Consider the following 19,149-nt stretch of genomic DNA (forward strand, 5'->3'; position numbering starts at 1 on the left):
CCTGTCATCGCCCGTTGCGCAGCTTGAGAATGTAGGTCGCTGTAAGCGCAACGGCACGGTCTTCGTCGTGCGACAGATCCGCGAGGGCACGTGACGCTGTGGCTCCGGGGATATCCGCGAGCGCCTGTGTCAGCCGTCGACGTGCGGACGGTTCAACGGGGCCGTGGGCGAGGCGGTCGACGAGCCCGGTGGCGATCTGGTCCCCCAACGCGGGATCACCCGCCAGCGCGCTCAGCGCGTCGGCCGCGTCGGCGTCGTTCGTCTCCTCGACGATCATGTCGATGAGCGTCGGGACCGCGTCGGCTACTCCACGTGCCCCGAGCGCCAGAGCCGCACACCTGCGGACCACGATGTCGGGGTCGGCGAGGGCGTCCCGCAGCAGTGCGGTCGCCTCGCCGCCCGGAACCTCGGCGATGGACTGGACTGCACGTTTCCGCACCTCGGCCACCGGTGAGCCGAGGCCCTCCGCCAGCAGCGCCGACGCGCCGTCGCCCGATCGCGCCAAAGCCCATCGAAGGGCTCCGGCGACGTTCGGGTCCGTCTCGCTCAACACCGCCTCGACCAGTGCCTCCACCGGCACCGGAACCTCTCCGACTGAGGACAAGGCCGCGCGCTGGCGCTTCCCGGCGCTCTCCGACCCCAAGGCATGCAGGAGCACGACGACCTGGAGGACGTCCTCCCAGCCGGCGGGTTCGGCGGCGCCGATCCGACGGAGCCGGGTGAGCAGCTCCGTCTCAGCCGCGATGCGTTCCCGCGTCCGGCGGATGAGGTCTTCGACGAGCTCCGAGGGCTTGAAGCCGGGATCATCGAGCGCGCGCTTGACTTCACGCAGCGGCAGTCCCAAGGACCGAAGGCTCTCGATATGGAAGATCCGCCGGATGTCCTCGCTGGAGTACTCCCGATAGCCGGCACCGGTACGACCCGTCGGCCGCACCAGGCCGAGCGAGTCGTAATGCCTGAGCATGCGGGCGCTGACCCCGGACCGCCGTGCCACCTCACCGATCAACACTGCCCATCACCCTCCTGGCCGGTCGTGCCCAGGGCCATGATGCGCTTCGCCTCCTCGATCGCGAACTCGAATCCGGCATCCGGATCGTGCGACAGCCGTTCCGTGGCGACCGCGTGCTGACGCACGCGAGGATCGGGATCCGTCATCGCGGCGCGCAGGGCCGGCGTGATCACCTCACCGAGCGCGATCAGCGCCCGGCTGAGGCTCAGCCGCGTCTCACGCTCGCCGCGCCCGAGCTGCGTCGCCAGCACTGCGGCCAACCCGGGTTCCTCACCTTCGGGCACGAGCACGACCGCTGCTCGCCAGGCGCTCCGCGCCACCTCGTCGTCGGCGTCGGTCAGAAGCTCCCGTGTGATCGCCGGCCACGCTCGGCGATCCCCAATCTTGGACAGCGTGTGCAACGCCTGGCTTCGTGCCTGCGCACGCTCCGAACGGACTTCCTCGAGAAGCTTCGGGACCGTCATCGACGACGCATGGCGGGTGAGCGCCCACGTGAGCATGTCGCGCACAGAGAACTCGGGTTCGATCGCACATCGTTCGATGAGCTTGTCGACGAACCGCGGGTCAGGGGACGTGCCGACCGCCAGCGCCGCCCGCAGCCGCGTTGACGGGCTGTTCTTCTCCAGCCCCTGGAGAACTCGAACCGTATCCGTGTCCTGTTCCGGCATGGCCGGGATCACCTCCTCGGCCACAGTGAAGACCTTGTCACTGTGTCAAGGTCAAGCGGAATGAGAGCTCCCGCCGTCAGCCCTGCGGTTTTGAAGCCCGCTCGCTCCACTCCCGATCCGTGGCCACCGTCGACTCGCCCGGCAGATGCGGCAGGAGCCGCTGCAGCGGGTGCGGCATCCACCAAGCCCTCTTTCCGAGGACCGCCATGGTGGACGGCACCAGGACGAGCCTGACCAGCGTGGCGTCGATCGCGATGGCGACGGCCAGGCCGAAGCCGAAGAGGTTGACGGTCCGCTGGTCGTTCAGCTGGAAGCTGCCGAAGACCACGACCATCACCGACGCGGCGGCGGTGATGATGCGGGCGGTGGCGGCGATGCCGTCGCGCACGGAGGCGGCGGTCTCCCCGGTCCGCAGATACTCCTCCCGCACCCGGCTGAGCAGGAACACCTCGTAGTCCATGGACAGGCCGAACAGGACGGCGAACAGCATGACCGGCGCGAACGACTCCACCGGTCCTGACTGGGCACCCAGCAACCCGGCACCCCAGCCCCACTGGAAGACCGCGACCACGACGCCGTAAGCGGCCCCCACGGAGAGCAGGTTCATCACCGCGGCTTTGAGCGGCACCACGAGCGAGCGGAACTCGACCATGAACAGCAGGAAGCTCAGCCCCACGACGAAGGTGATGAACCAGGCCAGCCGGCTGCCGAGCCGGTCGGCGAGGTCGATGGCGGTGGCGGTGGAACCGCCGACGTGAGTCTCGGCGCCGGACGCGGCCTCGGGGAGTACGTCATCCCGCAGACGGTGGACCAGCCGCTCGGTGGACCTGTCATCCGGAGAGCCCTCGGGCACCACGGTGTAGACGACGGTGCTCCCGTTCTCATCCAGCTGCGGCGGCCGTACTTCTCGCACTCCTTCGACGTTCTCGAGTTCCGTGCCCAGCTCGGCGGCCTCCGCCTTCGACTGTTCGTCCTCGAATCGCGCGGTCACCACCAAAGGGCCGGTCCAGCCCGGCCCGAAGTCCTTCGCGACCAGCTCGTAGGCTCGGCGCTCCGTGCTGCCCTCGGGTGCCGACCCGCCGTCGGCCGTACCCAGGCGCAGCGAGAACAGCGGGAGCGCCATGGCGATCAGGACGGCGGCGGAGGCGAGGAGATAAGGCCAAGGATGCCGCTGAACGTGGCCGGTCCAGCGGTGCCAGCCGCTGACCCGGCCCGCGCCCTGGTCGAACCTCAGCCGCCGCACACGGAAGCGGTCCAGCTTGGTGCCGAAGACGGCCAGCACGGCCGGCAGCAGAGTGACCGCCGCCAGCAGGGTGGCGGTCACCGTGATGGCGCTCGCCAGGCCGAGGGCGGAGACGAAGGGGATGCCGATGAGGTGAAGACTCAGGATCGCCGCGATCACCGTGGCGCCCGCCACGAGCACCGACCGGCCCGCGGTCGACAGCGCGAGGGGAATCGACTCCTCCGGGGAGCGTCCCGCATGCATTCCCTCCCGGTGCCGGGTGACCACCAGCAGCGCATAGTCGATCCCCACGCCGAGGCCGATCATGGCCGCCACCACCGGACCGGAGGTGCCGATCGTGGTAACCCCGGCGACCACGTTGAGGACCGACATGCCCAGAGCGAGCGCGAACAGGGCGGTCAGCAGCGGCACCACCATCGCGAAGACCGACCCGAAGGCCGCCAACAGGACCAGAACCGCGGCGGCCAAGCCGATCGCCTCGCTCCCCGACGGTCCGTGCTCGCCCTGAAGCACCGCGCCGCCGTACTCGACCTGTGCGCCCGCCTTCCGCACCGGGTCGAACGCCTCCTGCACGGCCTCCACCGACTCCTCGGACACGTCCTTGGCCCGCTCGGTGAACCGGACGGTCACGATGGCGGTGCGCCCGTCGGCGGACACCATGGCGGGCCCGGGCCCGTACGGCGGCTGGACCACCGCCACGTCCTTCGCATCGCGCACTACGGCCACGGCGTCTGTGACGACCGCCCGCATTTTCACCGAGGTCACGCCCGAAGCGCTGTGGACGACCACCTGCATTCCGTCCCCGGACAGCTCCGGGTACCGCTCGCGCAAGGTGTCGTAGGCGGCCTGGGAGTCGGTGTTCCTCAGCGTGAGGTCGTTGCTGAACGAACCGTCGGACGTTCGCGCGGCGAGGGCCGACCCGATCACGGCCAGCAGCCAGACAGCGATCACCCACCATCGGTGCCGCACCGAGAAACGAGCCAGGGCAGAGAGCACGCCGACCTCCGACGTCAGGACGAGCGGGCCTGTCCACGGCCCGCTCGGGGAGCGAGTACCGGGTACAGGCTCACGTGACCGTCCGTAGGATCTCAACCATGATGAATTCTCGGGAGCGGGGCAGAAGGGCGGGAAAGCCCGACACGCGCGACCAGATCCTCGACGTCGCCCGCCGCCGCTTCCTCCACGGCGGATACCAGGCCGTCACCCTGCGTGCCGTCGCCGCCGAGGCGGGCGTGGACGTCGCCCTGATCAGCTACTACTTCGGCTCCAAGAAGGGCCTGTTCGGCGCGGCCCTCGCCCTGGCCGTCAACCCCGCCGAGACCCTCGCCCGCACCGCCGAAGGCGACCCGGCCACCTTCCCCCAGCGCGCCCTGCGCGACCTGCTCGCCCTGTGGGAAGACCCGGAGTCAGGCGCGCCACTGCGCGCACTGATAGTCGGTGCCGTCCACGACCAGGCCATCGCCGCCCTGGTCAAGGAGATGCTGGAACAGGAAATGATCGACAAGATCGCCGCCCGGATCGGCGGCAGGGACTCCCGCAAACGCGCCGGTGCGTTCTGCGCGCACATCACCGGACTCGTCGTCACCCGCTACATCCTCCGTCTGGAACCGTTCGCCTCCATGACGGCTGATGAAATAGTCCAGATCTACAGCCCCCCGCTCCGCCTCGCGCTGGGCCGCCCCCTCACGCCGCCTCACCGGTGAAGACCGGGCTCCAGTAGCAACGGCCGTCCTCGTCCGGCCCGACGGGTGCATTACCCGACCCGTCCACGCGGATCACGTGCTGCGGCACGTCCTCATCGCGCTGCGATCAGGATCCTGTCTCTCCGAACACGACAACCCCGGTGAGGCGACCGCGCTGGTGCTGCAAGGTCACGTGGAACTGCGCTCCGGTACCGACAGCTGGACTGCCGGCACAGGAGACCTGCTCGTGATACCGCCGGCCCGCCACAGCCTGCACGCGATCGAAGATTCCGCCGTCCTGCTCACCATCGCCAAGACCGGCTGATTCGCCTGAGCGACCGCCGTAAGACCGTCCACACCCGTATCGACGAACGCGTCGATCTCGACGCGAGGTGTCGGCCTTGGTGGCCTCTCCGGGCACGAGGATGGTCTCGTCGGGGGCCGCCGTCAGGGCCGCGAGCGAGGGCGCCCGCTCGTCCGGTGGAGTCGGTGTGAGCCGCGTCTTCGACGCCCTGGTGCCGCCGCGCTGGGCTTTGATCTCCACCCGCGTCGCGGCCGTGACCTTCGACGTGCGGATCGCGAACGACGCGGACCTGGTTCCGGCGGGCACCTTCGCACTGCGTGTCACCCTGGCGGCCGCTGATCCGCTCGTCAGCCTCACCGTGGTTCCCCGCGGTTCACCGGGACCGTAGTCGGTCGGCATCGAATGGAGCACGCCCTTCGGGGGCTATTCCGGCCGCATGTACCAACCGGCCGAGAAGTCTGCTCGCAGAACCAGTTCCTCCTGAACAAGGTGGTCGCTGCCATCTAGAACGACTGCGCCGAGTACGTACTCTCGGTCGTCTTCCGGTTCGTTCAGTTCATTCGATCTAGGGGCGGGTGGCACATCGATGCGCAAGGGCATGTCGTCCGGCAGCCCTTCAAGCACGGTACGTAGCCTGCCGACCGTCCACTCCTCGGTTTCATGGCGATACCGCACTAGATTTGTGATATCGGTCACGCTCGCAGGGTAGAGGACTTCGCTCCCATGCGGCGGCGGGATTCGGAAGGAAGGAACGGAATGGCGGGATGACTTTTCTGTAGGCTCGATCACCTGTCCGCCGGGGAGATCATCTTGCACAAGACCACCTGCAGACTCCTGACTCTGGTGCTGTCGTTCACCGTGGTCGGGATCGTCGCCGAAGGCGAGACGGCGGCCGCGGTGAAACCCGCGTCACCGTATGACTTCAACGGGGACGGACGCCGTGATCTCGTGACGGTGGTCGACGACAAGGCATCGGTGATCTTCCGGCGGAAGAAGGGGCTCGACCTGAAGAAGCCGCAGAAGTACTCGCTGCACGCCGGGATGACCGGACCGGAAACCATGGCCTCGGCGGACTTCGACCGCGACGGGTACGCCGACCTCGCGGTGGGTGATGACGGTGCCGTAGGCACGTTCAACCAGATCACCGTGGTGGTCGTCTTCGGTGGGAAGAACGGGCTGTCGAAGCGCCGGTTCCGGTACCGTCCGCCCGTCAAGGGGCTGGCCATCGACCTTTCGGTCGCGGACTTCGAGCGTGACGGCTACCCCGACCTGCTCGTGGGCTCCTCCTACCACGCCTACGTGATGCGGGGCGGGCCGAAGATCGCCACGAAGAGGCCCGCCCTCGTCTCGGTGCCGAACGTCAACACAGTCCCTCAGGGTTCTTCGCCGGGCGGGGCGAACTACCTGATCTCCACCACGGCAGGCGACTTCACCGGAGACGGCCATCCCGACGTCGTCTCGATTGCTCAGGGCGCCCGGATCGGCCTCTCCCGCGGCAGCGTCGAAGGCCCGCGCTCGATGGTCTGGTGGGATGCGCCCGTGCCCATTGACCCCGGAGGAAAGATCAGTAGCGGTGATCTGGACGGAGACGGTTACACGGACCTCGTCATAGCCATGGACATCAACGAGAAGGCTCCCGACGGGGGCCACTTCACCGTTCTGTACGGCAGTCAGACCGGCCTGCGGGCACGTCCCGGCAAGACGCGCATCACCCAGAGCACCCCCGGTGTGCCGGGAACGGGGAGATCAGGGGAAGGGTTCGGTAGCGGTCCGCTCGCGGTGCAGGACGTGAACGGAGACGGGTACGCCGACGTCGCCGTGGGAGTCCGCTACAAGAAGCTCGGCGAGTACAGGCAGGCGGGCGCCGTCTGGATGCTCTACGGCTCCCGTAAGGGCCTGACCGGGAAGAACAGCCAGATGTTCACCGTGAACACCCCGGGGGTCCCCGGCAAGCTCGGCAACCGCCAGTTCGGCCGGGAACTGGCTCTCCTCGATGTGCGTGGCGACTCCCGTCCGGATCTGATCGTCGAGACCGGCCATGGCGAGGCGAGATTCAACGCCGTGACCATCCTCTCCGGTACGAAGAAGGGCGTCACCACCAAGAAGGCCCTCTTCGTCACATCGGAGAAGACGACCGCCAAGGTCGGCTCGTTCGCCCTGTTCGGCATCCTGCCGCGTTGAGACCCTCCGTCCCGCCGAAGGACCGGCCTGGCTGACGACAACGCTCGCGGTGGATCCGGGCGGGCAGAGCGCCAGGCCGGATCAGGCGATATCCGAACCGATGATCTCTTTCAGGTGGTGGGAGGTCGTCAACGGCTCGATCGTCCCCGGACCGAGCGGGAGCACGCTCACCTCCATCGACGCCCCGGTCGTCTCCGGCAAGGTCGCTGGCTGGTCGTCGACCGGGTCCCCGTCGGCGGCGGCCCGGCGGGAGGAAACAACGCCGCGATCTTCACACTTCCCTGAGGCTCCGTGAAGGGCATGCGTGGCAGGGTGAAAAGCCCTCGACGGCAGCCGCGCTCCTCGCCCTTCCCGCGGAGGCCGCCTCGGCGCCGGAGACGCTGAAGCCCGCCTGGACGAGCCTGCTTCGGGCGCGGACGAGTTCAACGTGTCCTGCTCGCCTGCCGACCGATCACGTAATACGTGTCCGAGCCGCGTCCAGCCTGTCTTGGACATCGCCATCGGATCGCCTGTCAGGTGGCCGCTGACCTGGCAGAAGGCGTGTCCGCCTGTCCAGAAGAGCCTGTCGGACAGGCTGACAACACCGATCTTCTTGTGGACACGTACGCGAAACCGAAACGGTGGTCTTCGCCTCGGGAGTCGCCCCCCAACACCTGAAACCAGGAGAAACGATGAAGCTGCCCTCATGCGCCGCCGCCCTCACGGCGGCCGCCCTGCTCGCTTCCCTGACCGGAGCGTCAGGGGCGCCGGCGGCACAGGCGGCCGACGTCAAGGCCCTTCCGAAAGTGAACATGGAGGCCACCCTCAAGGCTGCCCAGATCGATCCGCGGCGGCCTGACGACAAGCTGACCCCGGGCGCCAAGGCGAGCGTGCTCCTCGTCGAGCGGGCGCTGCGCGACCGGCGCCTTCTCGCCGCGAAGTGGGTGGACGGTTACTTCGGCACCGCGACGGTCGTCGCCTACAGGAAGTACCAGAAGTCGCTCGGCTTCACCGGTCTCGACACCAACGGCCTTCCGGGCAAGAGGTCGCTCACCAAGCTCGGAGCCGGCCGCTTCAAGGTCACCCGCACCATCGGCCCGGGGCCCCGGGTGTCCAGCGGCGGCGTCCTCATCAACACCCGTACACGGAGCATGCTGGCCGAGGCGAAGCGGCTGCTCGGCCGCAAGCTCGTGCTGGATCAGGGGTCGTACAACCCCGGCGGCGACCCCACGTCCGCGGGCACCCACGACGGCGGCGGCGCCATCGACATCTCGGTACGAGGGATGAGTTCCGCCACCCGCACCGCGGCCGTCCGCGCGTTGCGCCGTGTCGGCTTCGCGGCATGGGTGCGCAGCCCCGAGCAAGGCGACTGGCCGTGGCACATCCACGCCGTCGCCATCAACGACACCGACCTCTCCAGCCAGGCCCAGAACCAGGTCGGCGACTACTACCTCGGTCTCAACGGGCTCTCCGGCCGCGGCCGGGACGACGGCCCGAAGGTGACCATCCGCACCTGGGAGGAGTACCAGCGCCGCTGACCTCTCCCTGAAACACCCCCACCACCAATAACGCTGACAACACCGGCAATGCCGATACACAGACAGAAGGAAACGCATCATGGGAAAACTCACCAAGACCCTCACCGTGACGACCGCCATGATGGCGATCGGCGGAGCGGTGGTCGCCACCGCTCCGTCCGCCTCGGCGGCGGGCCGTGACGGCGTCTGCCAGACCGGCGAGTTCTGCTACTACTTCAACAGCAACAACAAGGGATCGGTCTCCGACTTCACCAAATCCGTCGCCGACTACGCCACCACGCAGCCCTCCTGCTACGACTTCAAGGGCGCCGGCGCCGGCAAGGGCAAGTGCATCAAGAACGAAGCCGCCTCCGTCTGGAACCGCAGCAAGAAAACCGTCCGCGTCTACTTCAACAGCAACTACAGCGGCGCCTACCAGGACTTCAAGCCTGGCGCCAAGGGCAACCTGAACGCCACCCTGAAGAACCAGAACGCCTCGCACCAGTTCGGCCCGTCGAACTCGAAGCGCGTCAACATGTCGTACGCGCTGTACAAGGCCGGCGGCGGCCGGATCACCTGCGGTTTCGACGGTTACACCAACACCGCCGGCCGGCACGAGGGCATCGACCTCGCCCGCGGCGTGGGTTCGAAGGTCTACTCCCTGACGAGCGGCAAGGTCACCTACGTCGGGCGCGGTTACAACGGCAGGGCGGGACTCTCCACGATCGCGATCTACAACGCCTCGCTGAAGAAGACGGTCATCTACCTGCACTCCGCTCCGAAGTCCTCCCTGCGTGCGGGGCAGAACGTCAAGCGCGGCCAGCTCATCGCCACCGAGGCGTGGCGCGGGGTCTCGTACAAGTCGAGCGCGCACACCCATGTCGAGATGCGCCCCGGACGCCAGACGGGAGCCTCCAAGAGCGTCGGCGACCCGGTCCTGAGCAACCCGAACCCGAACTCGTTCTGGATCTCCCAGGGCTACAACATCCGATAACGCGCCGCGGCCTCTGAGAGAAGAAGAAGCGACTGTGTCCACACGAACTGTACGGCTGATCTCGCGGCTCACTGCGGCGACCGCCGCGATGGCGATCGGCGGAGCGGTGGTCGCCACCGCGTCGCCCGCCTCGGCGGCGGGCCGTGACGGCGTCTGCCAGACCGGCGAGTTCTGCTACTACTTCAACAGCAACAACAAGGGATCGGTCTCCGACTTCACCAAATCCGTCGCCGACTACGCCACCACGCAGCCCTCCTGCTACGACTTCAAGGGCGCCGGCGCCGGCAAGGGCAAGTGCATCAAGAACGAAGCCGCCTCCGTCTGGAACCGCAGCAAGAAAACCGTCCGCGTCTACTTCAACAGCAACTACAAGGGCGCCTACCAGGACTTCAGGCCCGGCGCCAAGGGCAACCTCGAAACCGGCCTGAAGAACCAGAACGCCTCGCACAAGTTCCTGAGCTCCACGCCGTCGACCCCGACCGGCTGCAAGACCGACGGCACCCACACCAAGCTCCCCACGACGATCCTCGTCTACCGGGAGTCCCTCAACCGCGTGGACCGGGTCAAGTTCAAGGACTACGTCAAGAACGTCCTGCCCAACGAGTGGTACGCGAGCTGGCCGAAGGAGTCCCTCAAGGCCGGGGCCGTCGCCGTCAAGAACTACGGCTGGTACTGGGCGCTGAGCTCGACGCGCAAGACGGCGAGCGGCAAGTGCTTCGACGTCTACGACAGCACGGGCAGCCAGGTGTACAGGCCCGGCTCCGCGAAGGCCGCGACGAACGCCGCGGTGAACGCGATGTGGAAGACCCGGCTGACCAAGGGCGGGAAGATCTTCCAAGCCCAGTACTGCCAGAACACGACGGCGTGCTCCACGTGGTGGCGCAACGGCGAGTGGATGTCGCAGGAGGGCTCCCGCGACAGGGCCAGAGCGGGCTGGAGCCACTCCAGGATCCTCAAGTACTACTACAAGGGGATCACCATCAAGTCCTGAGCCCCTGAGACCGTCCGGCTCTAGCTTCCCGCCGTGTCATGCACGGCGGGAAGCTAGCGTCCGTCGACGATGATCTGGAAGTTGACCGGCCTGCTTCCGGGAAACGCGATCCTCTCCGAAGCGTCCACCATCTTGAACCGCACGTAGCACAGGCCCGACTTCCTCGGCGTGGTGATGTCGGTCTGGATTTCCACCATCTCGCCGGGTTTCGTGTCTTTGATCGGCACGTGAGTGATGGTCTGGCATTGATCGGCGTGCTGCGGGAAATCGAGGCGAAGCAGCGAGTACCCCTTCCACGGCACGGTCCCGACGTTCTTGAACCGCCATACCTTGGTCACGGTCTTGCCGGCACCGACACGTGTGCAGTCGGGAAGCGTGATGTCCGCGATGAACTCGGCCGCGTCGCCCTTGTGCGCCGGCGGTGCCGGAGACGGGTTGGCCGAGCGCACCGGGCAGTCGGCCGGGGACAACAGCGCGGCACTCGATGGAGGGCCGGACGGGTTCGGGCTCTCCCCGTCTGGTCCGGAGCCGCGGTCGAGGTCGGCCGCGATGAGGGCCACCGTCCCCATACCGACGGCCGCCGTCGCGAGCGCGGCCGCCGTCGAGCGGGTCAGCCGGAATCTCCGGCGCCTCGGCACAGGGCGGACGGGCAGGACGTCGCCCGAGATCTCGTCGGGCGGCGGCGTGGGCACGGATACCGAGGCCTCGCCGGCGGGCCGGGGCGCTTGCGGCCCGATGGCGACGATGTGCACGGTACGACGTTCCGCGGCGCCTGTGGCGGAGGCCGCGAGTTCACCGGGCGGACGATCCGTCGAGGTGTCCGCGCGGATCGAAGGATCTCCGGCGCTCGCCGATCTGACCGTTCGGTTCGCCTTCTCCCAGCGTTCGCGGTACGCGTCCGGGTCCGCACCGCACGCCTTGACGAACTCGACGGTGGTCTCCCAGCTCGGGAGCCGGTTGCCCTTTGTGGCTTCGTGCAACGTCGTGTGGGAGATCGCCCCCGACCGGCCGGACATCTCCCGGAAAGATGGGGTGCCGACTGAGTTGCGCAGTTCCTGCAGAGCCGCCGCGAAGCTTTCGATCGCTTCCGCACGCGCACGCCTGTCGTCCACCGGGCGAAGCTAACAGCACGCACGGTCTTCACTCAACTCGAACCGGTATCGGCATACAAAGTCGGATGAGTCGGTACTAACAGGCTAGATCCGGATCGTCTTTCGGCGAAGTCGTCCTCTGTAGCGGCGTCCGCGAGTGCCACATGGTCCGGCACGACACGGCGCTCGGTTCGAGGGCACCTCGTGAAGAGGCGGACTCGACCGGTCGAATCCGCCTCTTCCGCCGGACCGTCCGTGTCGGACGGTCCGGATGGGTCAGCCGCAGTTGGTCTTGCGCTCGCCGCCCTCGGTGCCGCTGATGCGTCCCATCCAGTCCACGCACCGGCCCGCGGCGGACAGGTAGATCGGGCCGGCGTAGGACGTGAAGTAGCCGCCCTGGAAGGCCGGCCAGTGGCTTCCGACCGGATAGACCCCCAGGCCCACCTCGACGAGCACGGCCGAGCCGACGGTGTTGCGCTTGGCGATCGCGCAGTTCTTGCCGGTGGACGAGTTGTAGGTGAGGAACACCGTCCCCTTGGTTCCGATCGCGTCGGAGTTGACGACCTTGTATCCGGACCCGCACTCGCCCCCGTAGGTGGCCGCGGACGCGGGCGCGGCGGCGACCAGCGTGCCGGCCAGCGCGGCGGCGGTACAGGCGACGGTGGCGGCGGTCTTGGTGAACTTCATATGGTCCCTTCGGTGCTCGTCGTCGGTCAGCCGCAGTTGGTGCGAAGGATCGTCCTGGAGGCCGTCCCGATGGTGCCGCCCCAGTCGACGCACGAACCCGCCGCCGACACGTAGACCGGCCCGGCGTAGGTGGTGTAGTTGCCGGGATCGTCGATCCAGGTGGTGGTGCCGGAGCGGCGGATGTAGGCGTCCATCGGCGCGGCCGCACCCGGCTTCTCCCGCACGGTGACGACGCAGTTCTTCCCCGTGGAAGAGTTGTACGTCAGATAGATCGTGCCGCGGGCATCGGAGAAATCAGCCAGGTTCACCACGTTGTAGCCCGAGCCGCACTGCCCCCCATAGAGCGCGGCTGAGGCCGGAGCGGCCACGACCACGGCTCCCGCCGTCGCGGCCGCCGCGGTGAGTCCCAGCGTGGTGATCTTCCTCGAAATACGCACGACGAGGTTTCCCTTTCCGTTGCGGTTCGTTGCCCACGACGCTGGCACGGGACGCCGGCCGCCGCCAAGCGATCTTCATCCGGTCGTCGTCCGATGAACTTCGGACAAATGAACCGCAGGTCAGGGGCTCAGCCGACGCGCACGTCCAAGAAGATCGCACGCTTGCCGGGGAAGAAGGTGCGGCCCTGCGCATCGACCATCTTCCAATAGATGCGGCAGGTGCCGGACTGCTCGGGCGCCCTCACCCGCACCCGGATGTCGACGCTCTGCCCCGGCGACGTCCGGGGGATCTCGGCCCTCTCCGGAGCGTGGCAGATGGTGTCGTTCGCGCGCATGAGAAAACGGTCCTTCCACTCCACCGTTCCGGTGTTCCGGAGCCGCCACACCTTCTCGAAGGTCTCGCCCTTCTCCACCAGAGTGCCGTCCGGGTAGGTGACGTCCTTCTCGAAGCGCGAATCGTCCACCTGCAGCGGAGGCTGCGCCCGCTGCTCCACGGGGTCCTTGGAGGATCCGCTCCTGAAGAACGCGGCGCCCCCGGCGACGACGGCCAGCACCGCGAACACGACGACGGCCGCCAGTCCGCCCCGCAGGCGGGAACGCCGCGGCGGTGAAGGCGGTCGAACGACCGGGACGGTCACCACTTCCGGCCGGGCATCGGACGGGACGACAGCCGTCTCCGCTTTCTCCACGGCGACGTCCGCGCCCGCGAGATCGGCGTCCTGGAGTTCCATGAGGACCTTCGTCCGGCGCCAGACCTCGTGCCACTCGCGTTCGGTCTCCTCCGGGTCCCGGCCCAGCCGCTCGACCGCCAGGACCCGGACGAACTCCCAGGTCGTCCCCCAGCTCGGCAGCGTCCGCCCCTGCGCCGCGGAGGCCAGCGACGACTTCGACGCCGCGGCGCCCAGCAGGGAGGACATCTCGGCGAACGAAGGATCGCCCGCCTCTATCTTGAGCCGCCACAACCGGTCCGCGAACGCGGCGACCGGCCCCTCGTCCGGGTCGGGACGGTTGGGTTTCCGCCCGCGCTGTCCGCGTCCGTCGACCTGTGCTGGTTCTCGCACCTGATCCCCGCCCAGTTTGAATCCCTGCACGACATGAGAAGGGGCAGACCGCCCAGCCATCGACAATACCGATCACAGCTGTCGCACCCGCCCCCGCCAGCCGGACCGGCCTTCACCGATGGGCGGGCGCAGTGTGGTCGCGGGTCGACGGTTCGCCGTGGAGGCATACGCAGGAGCGGAATACAAGGCTGCGTCCCGGCCTTTTCTCCGACCGACCTTCACTGCCTTGTGCTCGATCTTTCCACCGAGGTTACGACCACGACAGAGAATGGCGCAGCAACCAAGATCTATTCGATTATCCGCATGGTCGTCCACATCCACCGGATTCATTTCCCGGGGGCACGGAATCCTTGAGAAGCGCACGGGACAACGCCGCCGGTCCCTCGGCCGAGACCGGAGCCCTCCCCCTGGTGAACTGCCGAAACAGCAATATATTGTCACTAAATTCCGGAAACCAGAGAACTGTATTGATGCACCGCAAAGGCCAGCGTGAACCTACAATCCAGACATCATCCGCCTATCCCGACCTCAAGATAAAGGGAGGTTAATGAGGAGACCATACTCAGGTATTCGATTGCCACTTCCAGTGCGCCCGGCGTCGATGGCCGTGCTATTCCTAGCTGTGCCTCACATCCGTAGGCGAACAGCACTCCCGAAAAGGAGACAGGAGCTCAGATGATCAGACGACTGACCGCGGCGGGTATCGCCTCCGCCGCCCTGGGCGGGGTCCTGATGACGTCGCTGCCCGCGGCGGCGTCGCCCGGCCCCGACGAGAAGGACGACAACAAGGTCACCGTGGTCACGGTCAACAACGACCGCGACCACGACCGCGGTCGTTACGACGACTACGACGACTACGACGGCTACCGCGACGGCTACCGCTTCCGCTTCCACGACTACCGCTGGTTCAGGTACCAGGGCCGTTACGGCTGCTGGCCCAAGCGCTGGCACCGGGGCCACGGCCACCACGGCCGCTACGACCGGTTCGACCGGGGCCGCCACGGCCGCTTCGACCGCTTCGACCGGGGCCGCCACGGCTTCGACCGGAGCTGGCACCAGGGCCGCTACGGCTGCTGGCCGCGATACGGGAGGTAAAAACATGCCACGTGTCGACGTTTCAGGGCTCTTTCAAGCGTAACGATCGCCTCCTTCTTACGTTACGGCCCTTGACGTCGAATCGGAAGCCGCCGACCGAAGACTATCTGCGCTGTAACGATCGCCCGTGTAGATTGTTATGGAGTCCCGGTCGGCTCGAGGGGCAGGAGAAGTAGGGGATCTCCTGCCCCTCCCCAGTGCTCGATCCATGAACGGTCGCCGAGCCCCTCGGGACGAAGTAAGGACGAGGACAGGACACCGACGCCTCGAATGATCTTCCGGAAGCGTCCTGACGCGCGGATGGCGGGAGCCGGCGGGAGCCGGTACGGCGAAAAACGAGTGTGATCGACCTATGCGGCACGAAGAACATCCGGTGGACGGGCACTCCCACACCTGGACACGGCCGTCGACGCCCCCCTCACCCGCCCCCGCACAGCGGCGAGCCCGCCTCCTCGCGTCTCGGCGGTGCGCCGGACTCAGCCGTTCCCCTCGGCGAATGCACGAGTCGGATGATGACGTCCCACGTGGCCACCGGCCGAAGGCCTATCGCCTGACGGATCCAGGGACGAGGTCAGAGGCCGACTGAGTCGGTACAGACGCGCAAGGAGGCCAAGAAGCTCCTCCGATATCTGTGATCGACGAACGCGGAGGCCGTCCGCGTCGGTGACGTCCGAGGGAAACGGCCCGGCGCCGTGGCCGTCACTCCACTTCGGAGGTCACATCGGGCTCGTCGTCTGTGGGCTCACCGTGCCGGACCAGCACACGCCGGACCTGCTCGCGATACCACGTCGTACGGCCCTCCTTCGTCGTGTACCGCTCGGCGGTCAACGCGGCGGCGATCTCCCCGAGGGTGCTGCCCGTACGCCGCAGCTCCTTGATCCGGGTCACCACCGCCATCTCCCGGGCCGACTCCACGATCCGACCCGCGTCCAGCTCATACCCCAGCGGAGCACGGCCACCCGGCCACCATGTCGGATCGGTCTCCCTCCGCCGACGGCGCCCGTCCTGCAGACGATCGGAGATCTCCGCCCGCTCCCACTCGCGGCGGACCAGTTCGTAGGCGCGCGCGAACGCACGCGGCTCGACCGGCGCCGCAGCGGACGGCGGGTCGAGTTCGGCCAGATCGCCACCGGCGCGCGCGAGCTCCGCACGGAACGCCTCCTGCGCGGCCACGGTCGAACCGACCACCTCGACATCGCGCACTACCACCACGTCGGCCGCACGACGCCGCACGACGCTCAGCGCGCCCAGCAGACCCCGCCGTACCGGGGAGGAGCCGTCATCGCCGGTCTCGTCACCGAACTCGGCCACCACCGGTATCCCTTCGGCGGCGGCCCAGTTCCTCAGGCGTTCCGCCTCCGGCCCGTACAGCACAGCGCCGGGCCCGTTGTCCTCCATGTCCATGCCGGCCCCTCCCTGAGCCGTACCCACCGCACGTCGGGTTACCGAGAGCTACGGCCTGTCATGATCCGTGCTGAAACATGCCACGTTGAAGGGCTACGCCCGGGACCCACCCTGACTCACAGTTGGTGGCAATCCGCTCTCGGAGAGTATCCGATACACGGGCGCCCGGGCCGCGATTCACACCTCGCCAGTCTGCCACGCCATGCCTCCTCCCCGTCCGGCATCCAGGACTTCGGGACGGCGATCGTCCAGAGCCTCGGGAAATACCCTTCGGCGCCGCTTCCCGAAGACGCCGAAGAGGGGCAGGAGACCTTCCCCTGCCCCTCATACCGGCGAGGCTGTAACGCTAGAAAGAATTAAACGTTACAGCTCATGACCCCAGCCGGCGGTACGCGGCGCTCCCCCGAGAACCGTAACGACAAAAAGAATTGATCGTTACGGCTTTGCGCGGACCTCGAGAAAAGCGCATGCCGGTCCTACCGGTTCCACCGCGGCCAGCAGCCGTAGCGGCCCTGGTGCCAGCTCCGGTCAAAGCCGTGGCGGCCCCGGTCGAACCGGTCGAAGCGGCCGTGGCGGCCCCGGTCGAACCGGTCGTAGCGGCCGTGGCCCCGGTGCCAGCGCTTGGGCCAGCAGCCGTAACGGCCCTGGTACCTGAACCAGCGGTAGTCGTGGAAGCGGAAGCGGTAGCCGTCGCGGTAGCCGTCGTAGTCGTCGTAGTCGTCGTAACGACCGCGGTCGTGGTCGCGGTCGTTGTTGACCGTGACCACGGTGACCTTGTTGTCGTCCTTCTCGTCGGGGCCGGGCGACGCCGCCGCGGGCAGCGACGTCATCAGGACCCCGCCCAGGGCGGCGGAGGCGATACCCGCCGCGGTCAGTCGTCTGATCATCTGAGCTCCCAGCTTGTCGTCGAAGGTATTTCTCGCCCACGGGTGTGGGGCATAGCTAGGAATACACGTGCTCCAGCACGGCCCGGTCGGCAAGAGACAATCCGATGCCATCCATTGGTGATCTCATTAACCCCCCTTGACCATGGAGCCAGAGAAGAGGGGAGTATGTCCATTTTTTAGAAAAAGATCCAGATCCATCCCCCCACTTCCCCCTCTCGAGCACAAAGGAGACACAATTCCGACTAATCGCCCCATTTTCATCCCGCAGGCCACCTCGCGCCACAGAAAAATCATGATGTGACGACCCTCCCTTGCAAGATCGAATCACGACCTTGATCGGATATCCGCAAAGAAAGGACCTTGGTCCTTCTTCGAAAGGGACGAAAGTCATCGTTGAACTTCGACTTCGCATCACCGACGCCGAAAACGACTTCCGGGACGCCCTCAGCGCCGTTCGCCCGTCCATCGAGGCCCGAATCCGATGCCTTCTCGATCTTGAAATCCCCGAGGATCCCCATCCGCCAGGGCGCACCCGCCTCTGCGGCCGATCTGCTCGGAAAGGCCTTATCCCCAGGTCAAGACGCTTATTCAGAGGAAAGCCGATTCACCCGCAGCCCGTCGGCAGGCGGTTTCCCTGATCGTGGAGCCCTCTGCGACCGCCCCGGTGCTCCCGGCCGAGGAAACGAACGGGCCGGCGATTCCTCGCTCACACATCCGTAACGACTGCTTGCGTTAACCGTGACGCGAGGCCATTCTGGACGGACGCCGACTCTGGAGAAGCCATCAAGCTCCTCAAAACATGAAGAATATACGCGAAAACAGACCAATAACCCAGATCAAGTCGCTTAAATCGCCCATGTATCAAAAAAAGATTGTTTTACTACGGGTGGTGCGGGAACCCAGACGTACCAATATCTCGAATGAGAGATTGCATCGCGCATCAGAGAAGACGACGGCCGCGGCACGGCTCCTCTGATGAACCGTGGGGCCGAGAGGCGCCGACCGGGTCGGCCCTCGCCGAGCAGGGAGTGCATACGGCGGAACGGATAATTCGCCGTATACGAAGGGTGGGTGGCATGAAGAGCAGGGATCACCACGACTCTCACGATGAAGAGTCGGACGTCGAGGAGGCGGCGGACGCCGGGCCGGAGAAGGGGCACGGCCCTGTCTTCCGTCCGGAAGCCACCCTGGCCGTGGAGCCTCTTCCCGGCCGACCGGACGCCGGGTGCGCGGCGGACTGCCCCTGCCCGGGCGAGGATCGGGCGCAGCCTCCTCGGGGGGAGGCTGCGCCCGGAGACGGGGCGCCGCGCGTTCTGAACCATCACATCGACGTCGCCCAAGCGCTCATCGGAAGTGTCCTGGTGGCCGCCGGCCATCTGCTCAACGCCCGACTGGCCGACGGGGCCGAGGAGGGAATCCGGGCCTGGCTCGTGGATCAGGACGACCTGAGGAACATAGCGACCCCGCTCGCCAGGATCGCCACGCGCCAGGCGCCGCTTCCGCAGGGTGAGGGATCCGCGAGCGATGCCACGGATCTGCTCATGGCCGGTGCGGGTGCGCTGGCCTACCTGGTCAAGAATCTGAACCGCGCGGCCGTGCGCCGGGCTCCCGTGCCCCGGCCGCGTGCCGCCGGGGACGACGAGCCCCCTACCGGGGATCTTCACTAACTCCCGGCCGTCCCGGTCGCCTCTCGGTCGGTCTTCCCTGTGCTGATCCGTCCGGCCTGCCGGGTGAGCGCTGGTACCCGTCCTCGCCCACGGGGACACCGGCGAAAAGAGAGCAGGCACCGCAGCTCTGTCACGATCGACACGTAACAACAGCTCTCCGCAGAGCCGCCGAGGCTCGCGGAGCAGGTCCCACGGCCGCTCGGCTCTGGCGCGCTCGACGGCGCGTACGCGCATGGCCTTGGACGCAGAAGG

Annotated in this window: 19 protein-coding genes; 9 read left to right on the top strand and 10 right to left on the bottom strand. The window is 67.3% G+C overall.

Annotated features, from left to right (window positions below):
- Positions 1-4: 4 nt before the first annotated feature.
- From ABGB12_RS22760 to ABGB12_RS22770, 3 genes are read right to left on the bottom strand one after another with little or no spacing between them, the layout of a single operon-like run.
- Positions 5-1,009 carry a MerR family transcriptional regulator gene (locus tag ABGB12_RS22760; RefSeq protein WP_347681108.1) on the bottom strand — a complete coding sequence of 335 codons (1,005 nt, stop codon included), beginning with the start codon at positions 1,007-1,009 and terminating at the stop codon, positions 5-7.
- Positions 1,003-1,701: a HEAT repeat domain-containing protein gene (locus tag ABGB12_RS22765; RefSeq protein ID WP_347681110.1), complete on the bottom strand. Its 699-nt coding sequence runs from the start codon at positions 1,699-1,701 to the stop codon at positions 1,003-1,005. The genes ABGB12_RS22760 and ABGB12_RS22765 overlap by 7 nt, the downstream gene beginning before the upstream one ends.
- Before the next feature lie 52 nt (positions 1,702-1,753).
- A complete protein-coding gene (locus ABGB12_RS22770) occupies positions 1,754-3,916 on the bottom strand; it encodes an MMPL family transporter (protein WP_347681112.1) in 2,163 nt (720 codons plus the stop codon).
- 98 nt (positions 3,917-4,014) lie between these two features.
- Between ABGB12_RS22770 and ABGB12_RS22775 the strand changes: the two genes are divergently transcribed.
- The 3 genes from ABGB12_RS22775 (at position 4,015) to ABGB12_RS22785 (ending at position 5,294) form a co-directional block, all read left to right on the top strand.
- Positions 4,015-4,623 carry a TetR family transcriptional regulator gene (locus tag ABGB12_RS22775; protein ID WP_347681115.1) on the top strand — a complete coding sequence of 203 codons (609 nt, stop codon included), beginning with the start codon at positions 4,015-4,017 and terminating at the stop codon, positions 4,621-4,623.
- A gap of 76 nt (positions 4,624-4,699) precedes the next feature.
- Complete coding sequence (locus ABGB12_RS22780; protein WP_347681117.1) at positions 4,700-4,927, top strand: cupin domain-containing protein; 228 nt, start codon at positions 4,700-4,702, stop codon at positions 4,925-4,927.
- Between the two features lie 166 nt (positions 4,928-5,093).
- Positions 5,094-5,294: a hypothetical protein gene (locus tag ABGB12_RS22785; protein WP_347681119.1), complete on the top strand. Its 201-nt coding sequence runs from the start codon at positions 5,094-5,096 to the stop codon at positions 5,292-5,294.
- Between the two features lie 35 nt (positions 5,295-5,329).
- Here ABGB12_RS22785 and ABGB12_RS22790 read toward each other — a convergent pair whose 3' ends face one another.
- The gene (locus ABGB12_RS22790; protein ID WP_347681121.1) at positions 5,330-5,602 is read right to left on the bottom strand and encodes a DUF6225 family protein; all 273 of its coding nucleotides are present in this window, start codon (positions 5,600-5,602) and stop codon (positions 5,330-5,332) included.
- A gap of 114 nt (positions 5,603-5,716) precedes the next feature.
- On the opposite strand from ABGB12_RS22790, the gene ABGB12_RS22795 reads away from it, so the two are divergent.
- From ABGB12_RS22795 to ABGB12_RS22810, 4 genes are all read left to right on the top strand, one after another.
- Positions 5,717-7,087 (top strand): FG-GAP and VCBS repeat-containing protein, encoded by a 1,371-nt coding sequence (locus ABGB12_RS22795; RefSeq protein ID WP_347681122.1) that lies wholly within the window; start codon positions 5,717-5,719, stop codon positions 7,085-7,087.
- Positions 7,088-7,758: 671 nt separating this feature from the next.
- The gene (locus ABGB12_RS22800; RefSeq protein ID WP_347681123.1) at positions 7,759-8,604 is read left to right on the top strand and encodes a peptidoglycan-binding protein; all 846 of its coding nucleotides are present in this window, start codon (positions 7,759-7,761) and stop codon (positions 8,602-8,604) included.
- A 79-nt stretch (positions 8,605-8,683) separates the two neighbouring features.
- Positions 8,684-9,577, top strand: a complete 894-nt coding sequence (locus tag ABGB12_RS22805; protein ID WP_347681125.1) for a peptidase inhibitor family I36 protein — start codon at positions 8,684-8,686, stop codon at positions 9,575-9,577.
- A 34-nt stretch (positions 9,578-9,611) separates the two neighbouring features.
- On the top strand, positions 9,612-10,568 hold the full coding sequence (locus tag ABGB12_RS22810) for a SpoIID/LytB domain-containing protein (protein ID WP_347681127.1): 957 nt from the start codon (positions 9,612-9,614) through the stop codon (positions 10,566-10,568).
- A 53-nt stretch (positions 10,569-10,621) separates the two neighbouring features.
- Here ABGB12_RS22810 and ABGB12_RS22815 read toward each other — a convergent pair whose 3' ends face one another.
- From ABGB12_RS22815 to ABGB12_RS22830, 4 genes are all read right to left on the bottom strand, one after another.
- A complete protein-coding gene (locus ABGB12_RS22815; RefSeq protein WP_347681129.1) occupies positions 10,622-11,680 on the bottom strand; it encodes an NBR1-Ig-like domain-containing protein in 1,059 nt (352 codons plus the stop codon).
- Between the two features lie 255 nt (positions 11,681-11,935).
- Complete coding sequence (locus ABGB12_RS22820) at positions 11,936-12,346, bottom strand: spore-associated protein A (RefSeq protein WP_347681131.1); 411 nt, start codon at positions 12,344-12,346, stop codon at positions 11,936-11,938.
- 26 nt (positions 12,347-12,372) lie between these two features.
- A complete protein-coding gene (locus tag ABGB12_RS22825; RefSeq protein ID WP_347681492.1) occupies positions 12,373-12,765 on the bottom strand; it encodes a spore-associated protein A in 393 nt (130 codons plus the stop codon).
- 146 nt (positions 12,766-12,911) lie between these two features.
- Positions 12,912-13,844, bottom strand: coding sequence for an NBR1-Ig-like domain-containing protein (locus ABGB12_RS22830; RefSeq protein WP_347681133.1), 933 nt, complete (start codon positions 13,842-13,844; stop codon positions 12,912-12,914).
- 675 nt (positions 13,845-14,519) lie between these two features.
- Here ABGB12_RS22830 and ABGB12_RS22835 point away from each other — a divergent pair.
- Positions 14,520-14,939: a hypothetical protein gene (locus tag ABGB12_RS22835; RefSeq protein WP_347681135.1), complete on the top strand. Its 420-nt coding sequence runs from the start codon at positions 14,520-14,522 to the stop codon at positions 14,937-14,939.
- Between the two features lie 699 nt (positions 14,940-15,638).
- Here ABGB12_RS22835 and ABGB12_RS22840 read toward each other — a convergent pair.
- Both ABGB12_RS22840 and ABGB12_RS22845 read right to left on the bottom strand, forming a co-directional pair.
- On the bottom strand, positions 15,639-16,343 hold the full coding sequence (locus tag ABGB12_RS22840; protein WP_347681137.1) for a recombinase family protein: 705 nt from the start codon (positions 16,341-16,343) through the stop codon (positions 15,639-15,641).
- Positions 16,344-16,819: 476 nt separating this feature from the next.
- Positions 16,820-17,230: a hypothetical protein gene (locus ABGB12_RS22845; protein ID WP_347681139.1), complete on the bottom strand. Its 411-nt coding sequence runs from the start codon at positions 17,228-17,230 to the stop codon at positions 16,820-16,822.
- 1,076 nt (positions 17,231-18,306) lie between these two features.
- Between ABGB12_RS22845 and ABGB12_RS22850 the strand changes: the two genes are divergently transcribed.
- A complete protein-coding gene (locus ABGB12_RS22850) occupies positions 18,307-18,897 on the top strand; it encodes a hypothetical protein (protein WP_347681141.1) in 591 nt (196 codons plus the stop codon).
- The last annotated feature ends 252 nt before the right edge of the window (positions 18,898-19,149 follow it).

The organism is Actinocorallia sp. B10E7, assembly GCF_039871655.1.
Taxonomy (GTDB): Bacteria; Actinomycetota; Actinomycetes; order Streptosporangiales; family Streptosporangiaceae; genus Actinocorallia.

Coding starts and splice junctions, on each gene's coding strand:
- ABGB12_RS22775 (WP_347681115.1), top strand. CDS start 4,015: ATGATGAATTCTCGGGAGCGGGGCAGAAGGGCGGGAAAGCCCGACACG.
- ABGB12_RS22800 (WP_347681123.1), top strand. CDS start 7,759: ATGAAGCTGCCCTCATGCGCCGCCGCCCTCACGGCGGCCGCCCTGCTC.
- ABGB12_RS22805 (WP_347681125.1), top strand. CDS start 8,684: ATGGGAAAACTCACCAAGACCCTCACCGTGACGACCGCCATGATGGCG.
- ABGB12_RS22820 (WP_347681131.1), bottom strand. CDS start 12,346: ATGAAGTTCACCAAGACCGCCGCCACCGTCGCCTGTACCGCCGCCGCG.
- ABGB12_RS22835 (WP_347681135.1), top strand. CDS start 14,520: ATGATCAGACGACTGACCGCGGCGGGTATCGCCTCCGCCGCCCTGGGC.
- ABGB12_RS22840 (WP_347681137.1), bottom strand. CDS start 16,343: ATGGACATGGAGGACAACGGGCCCGGCGCTGTGCTGTACGGGCCGGAG.
- ABGB12_RS22845 (WP_347681139.1), bottom strand. CDS start 17,230: ATGATCAGACGACTGACCGCGGCGGGTATCGCCTCCGCCGCCCTGGGC.
- ABGB12_RS22850 (WP_347681141.1), top strand. CDS start 18,307: ATGAAGAGCAGGGATCACCACGACTCTCACGATGAAGAGTCGGACGTC.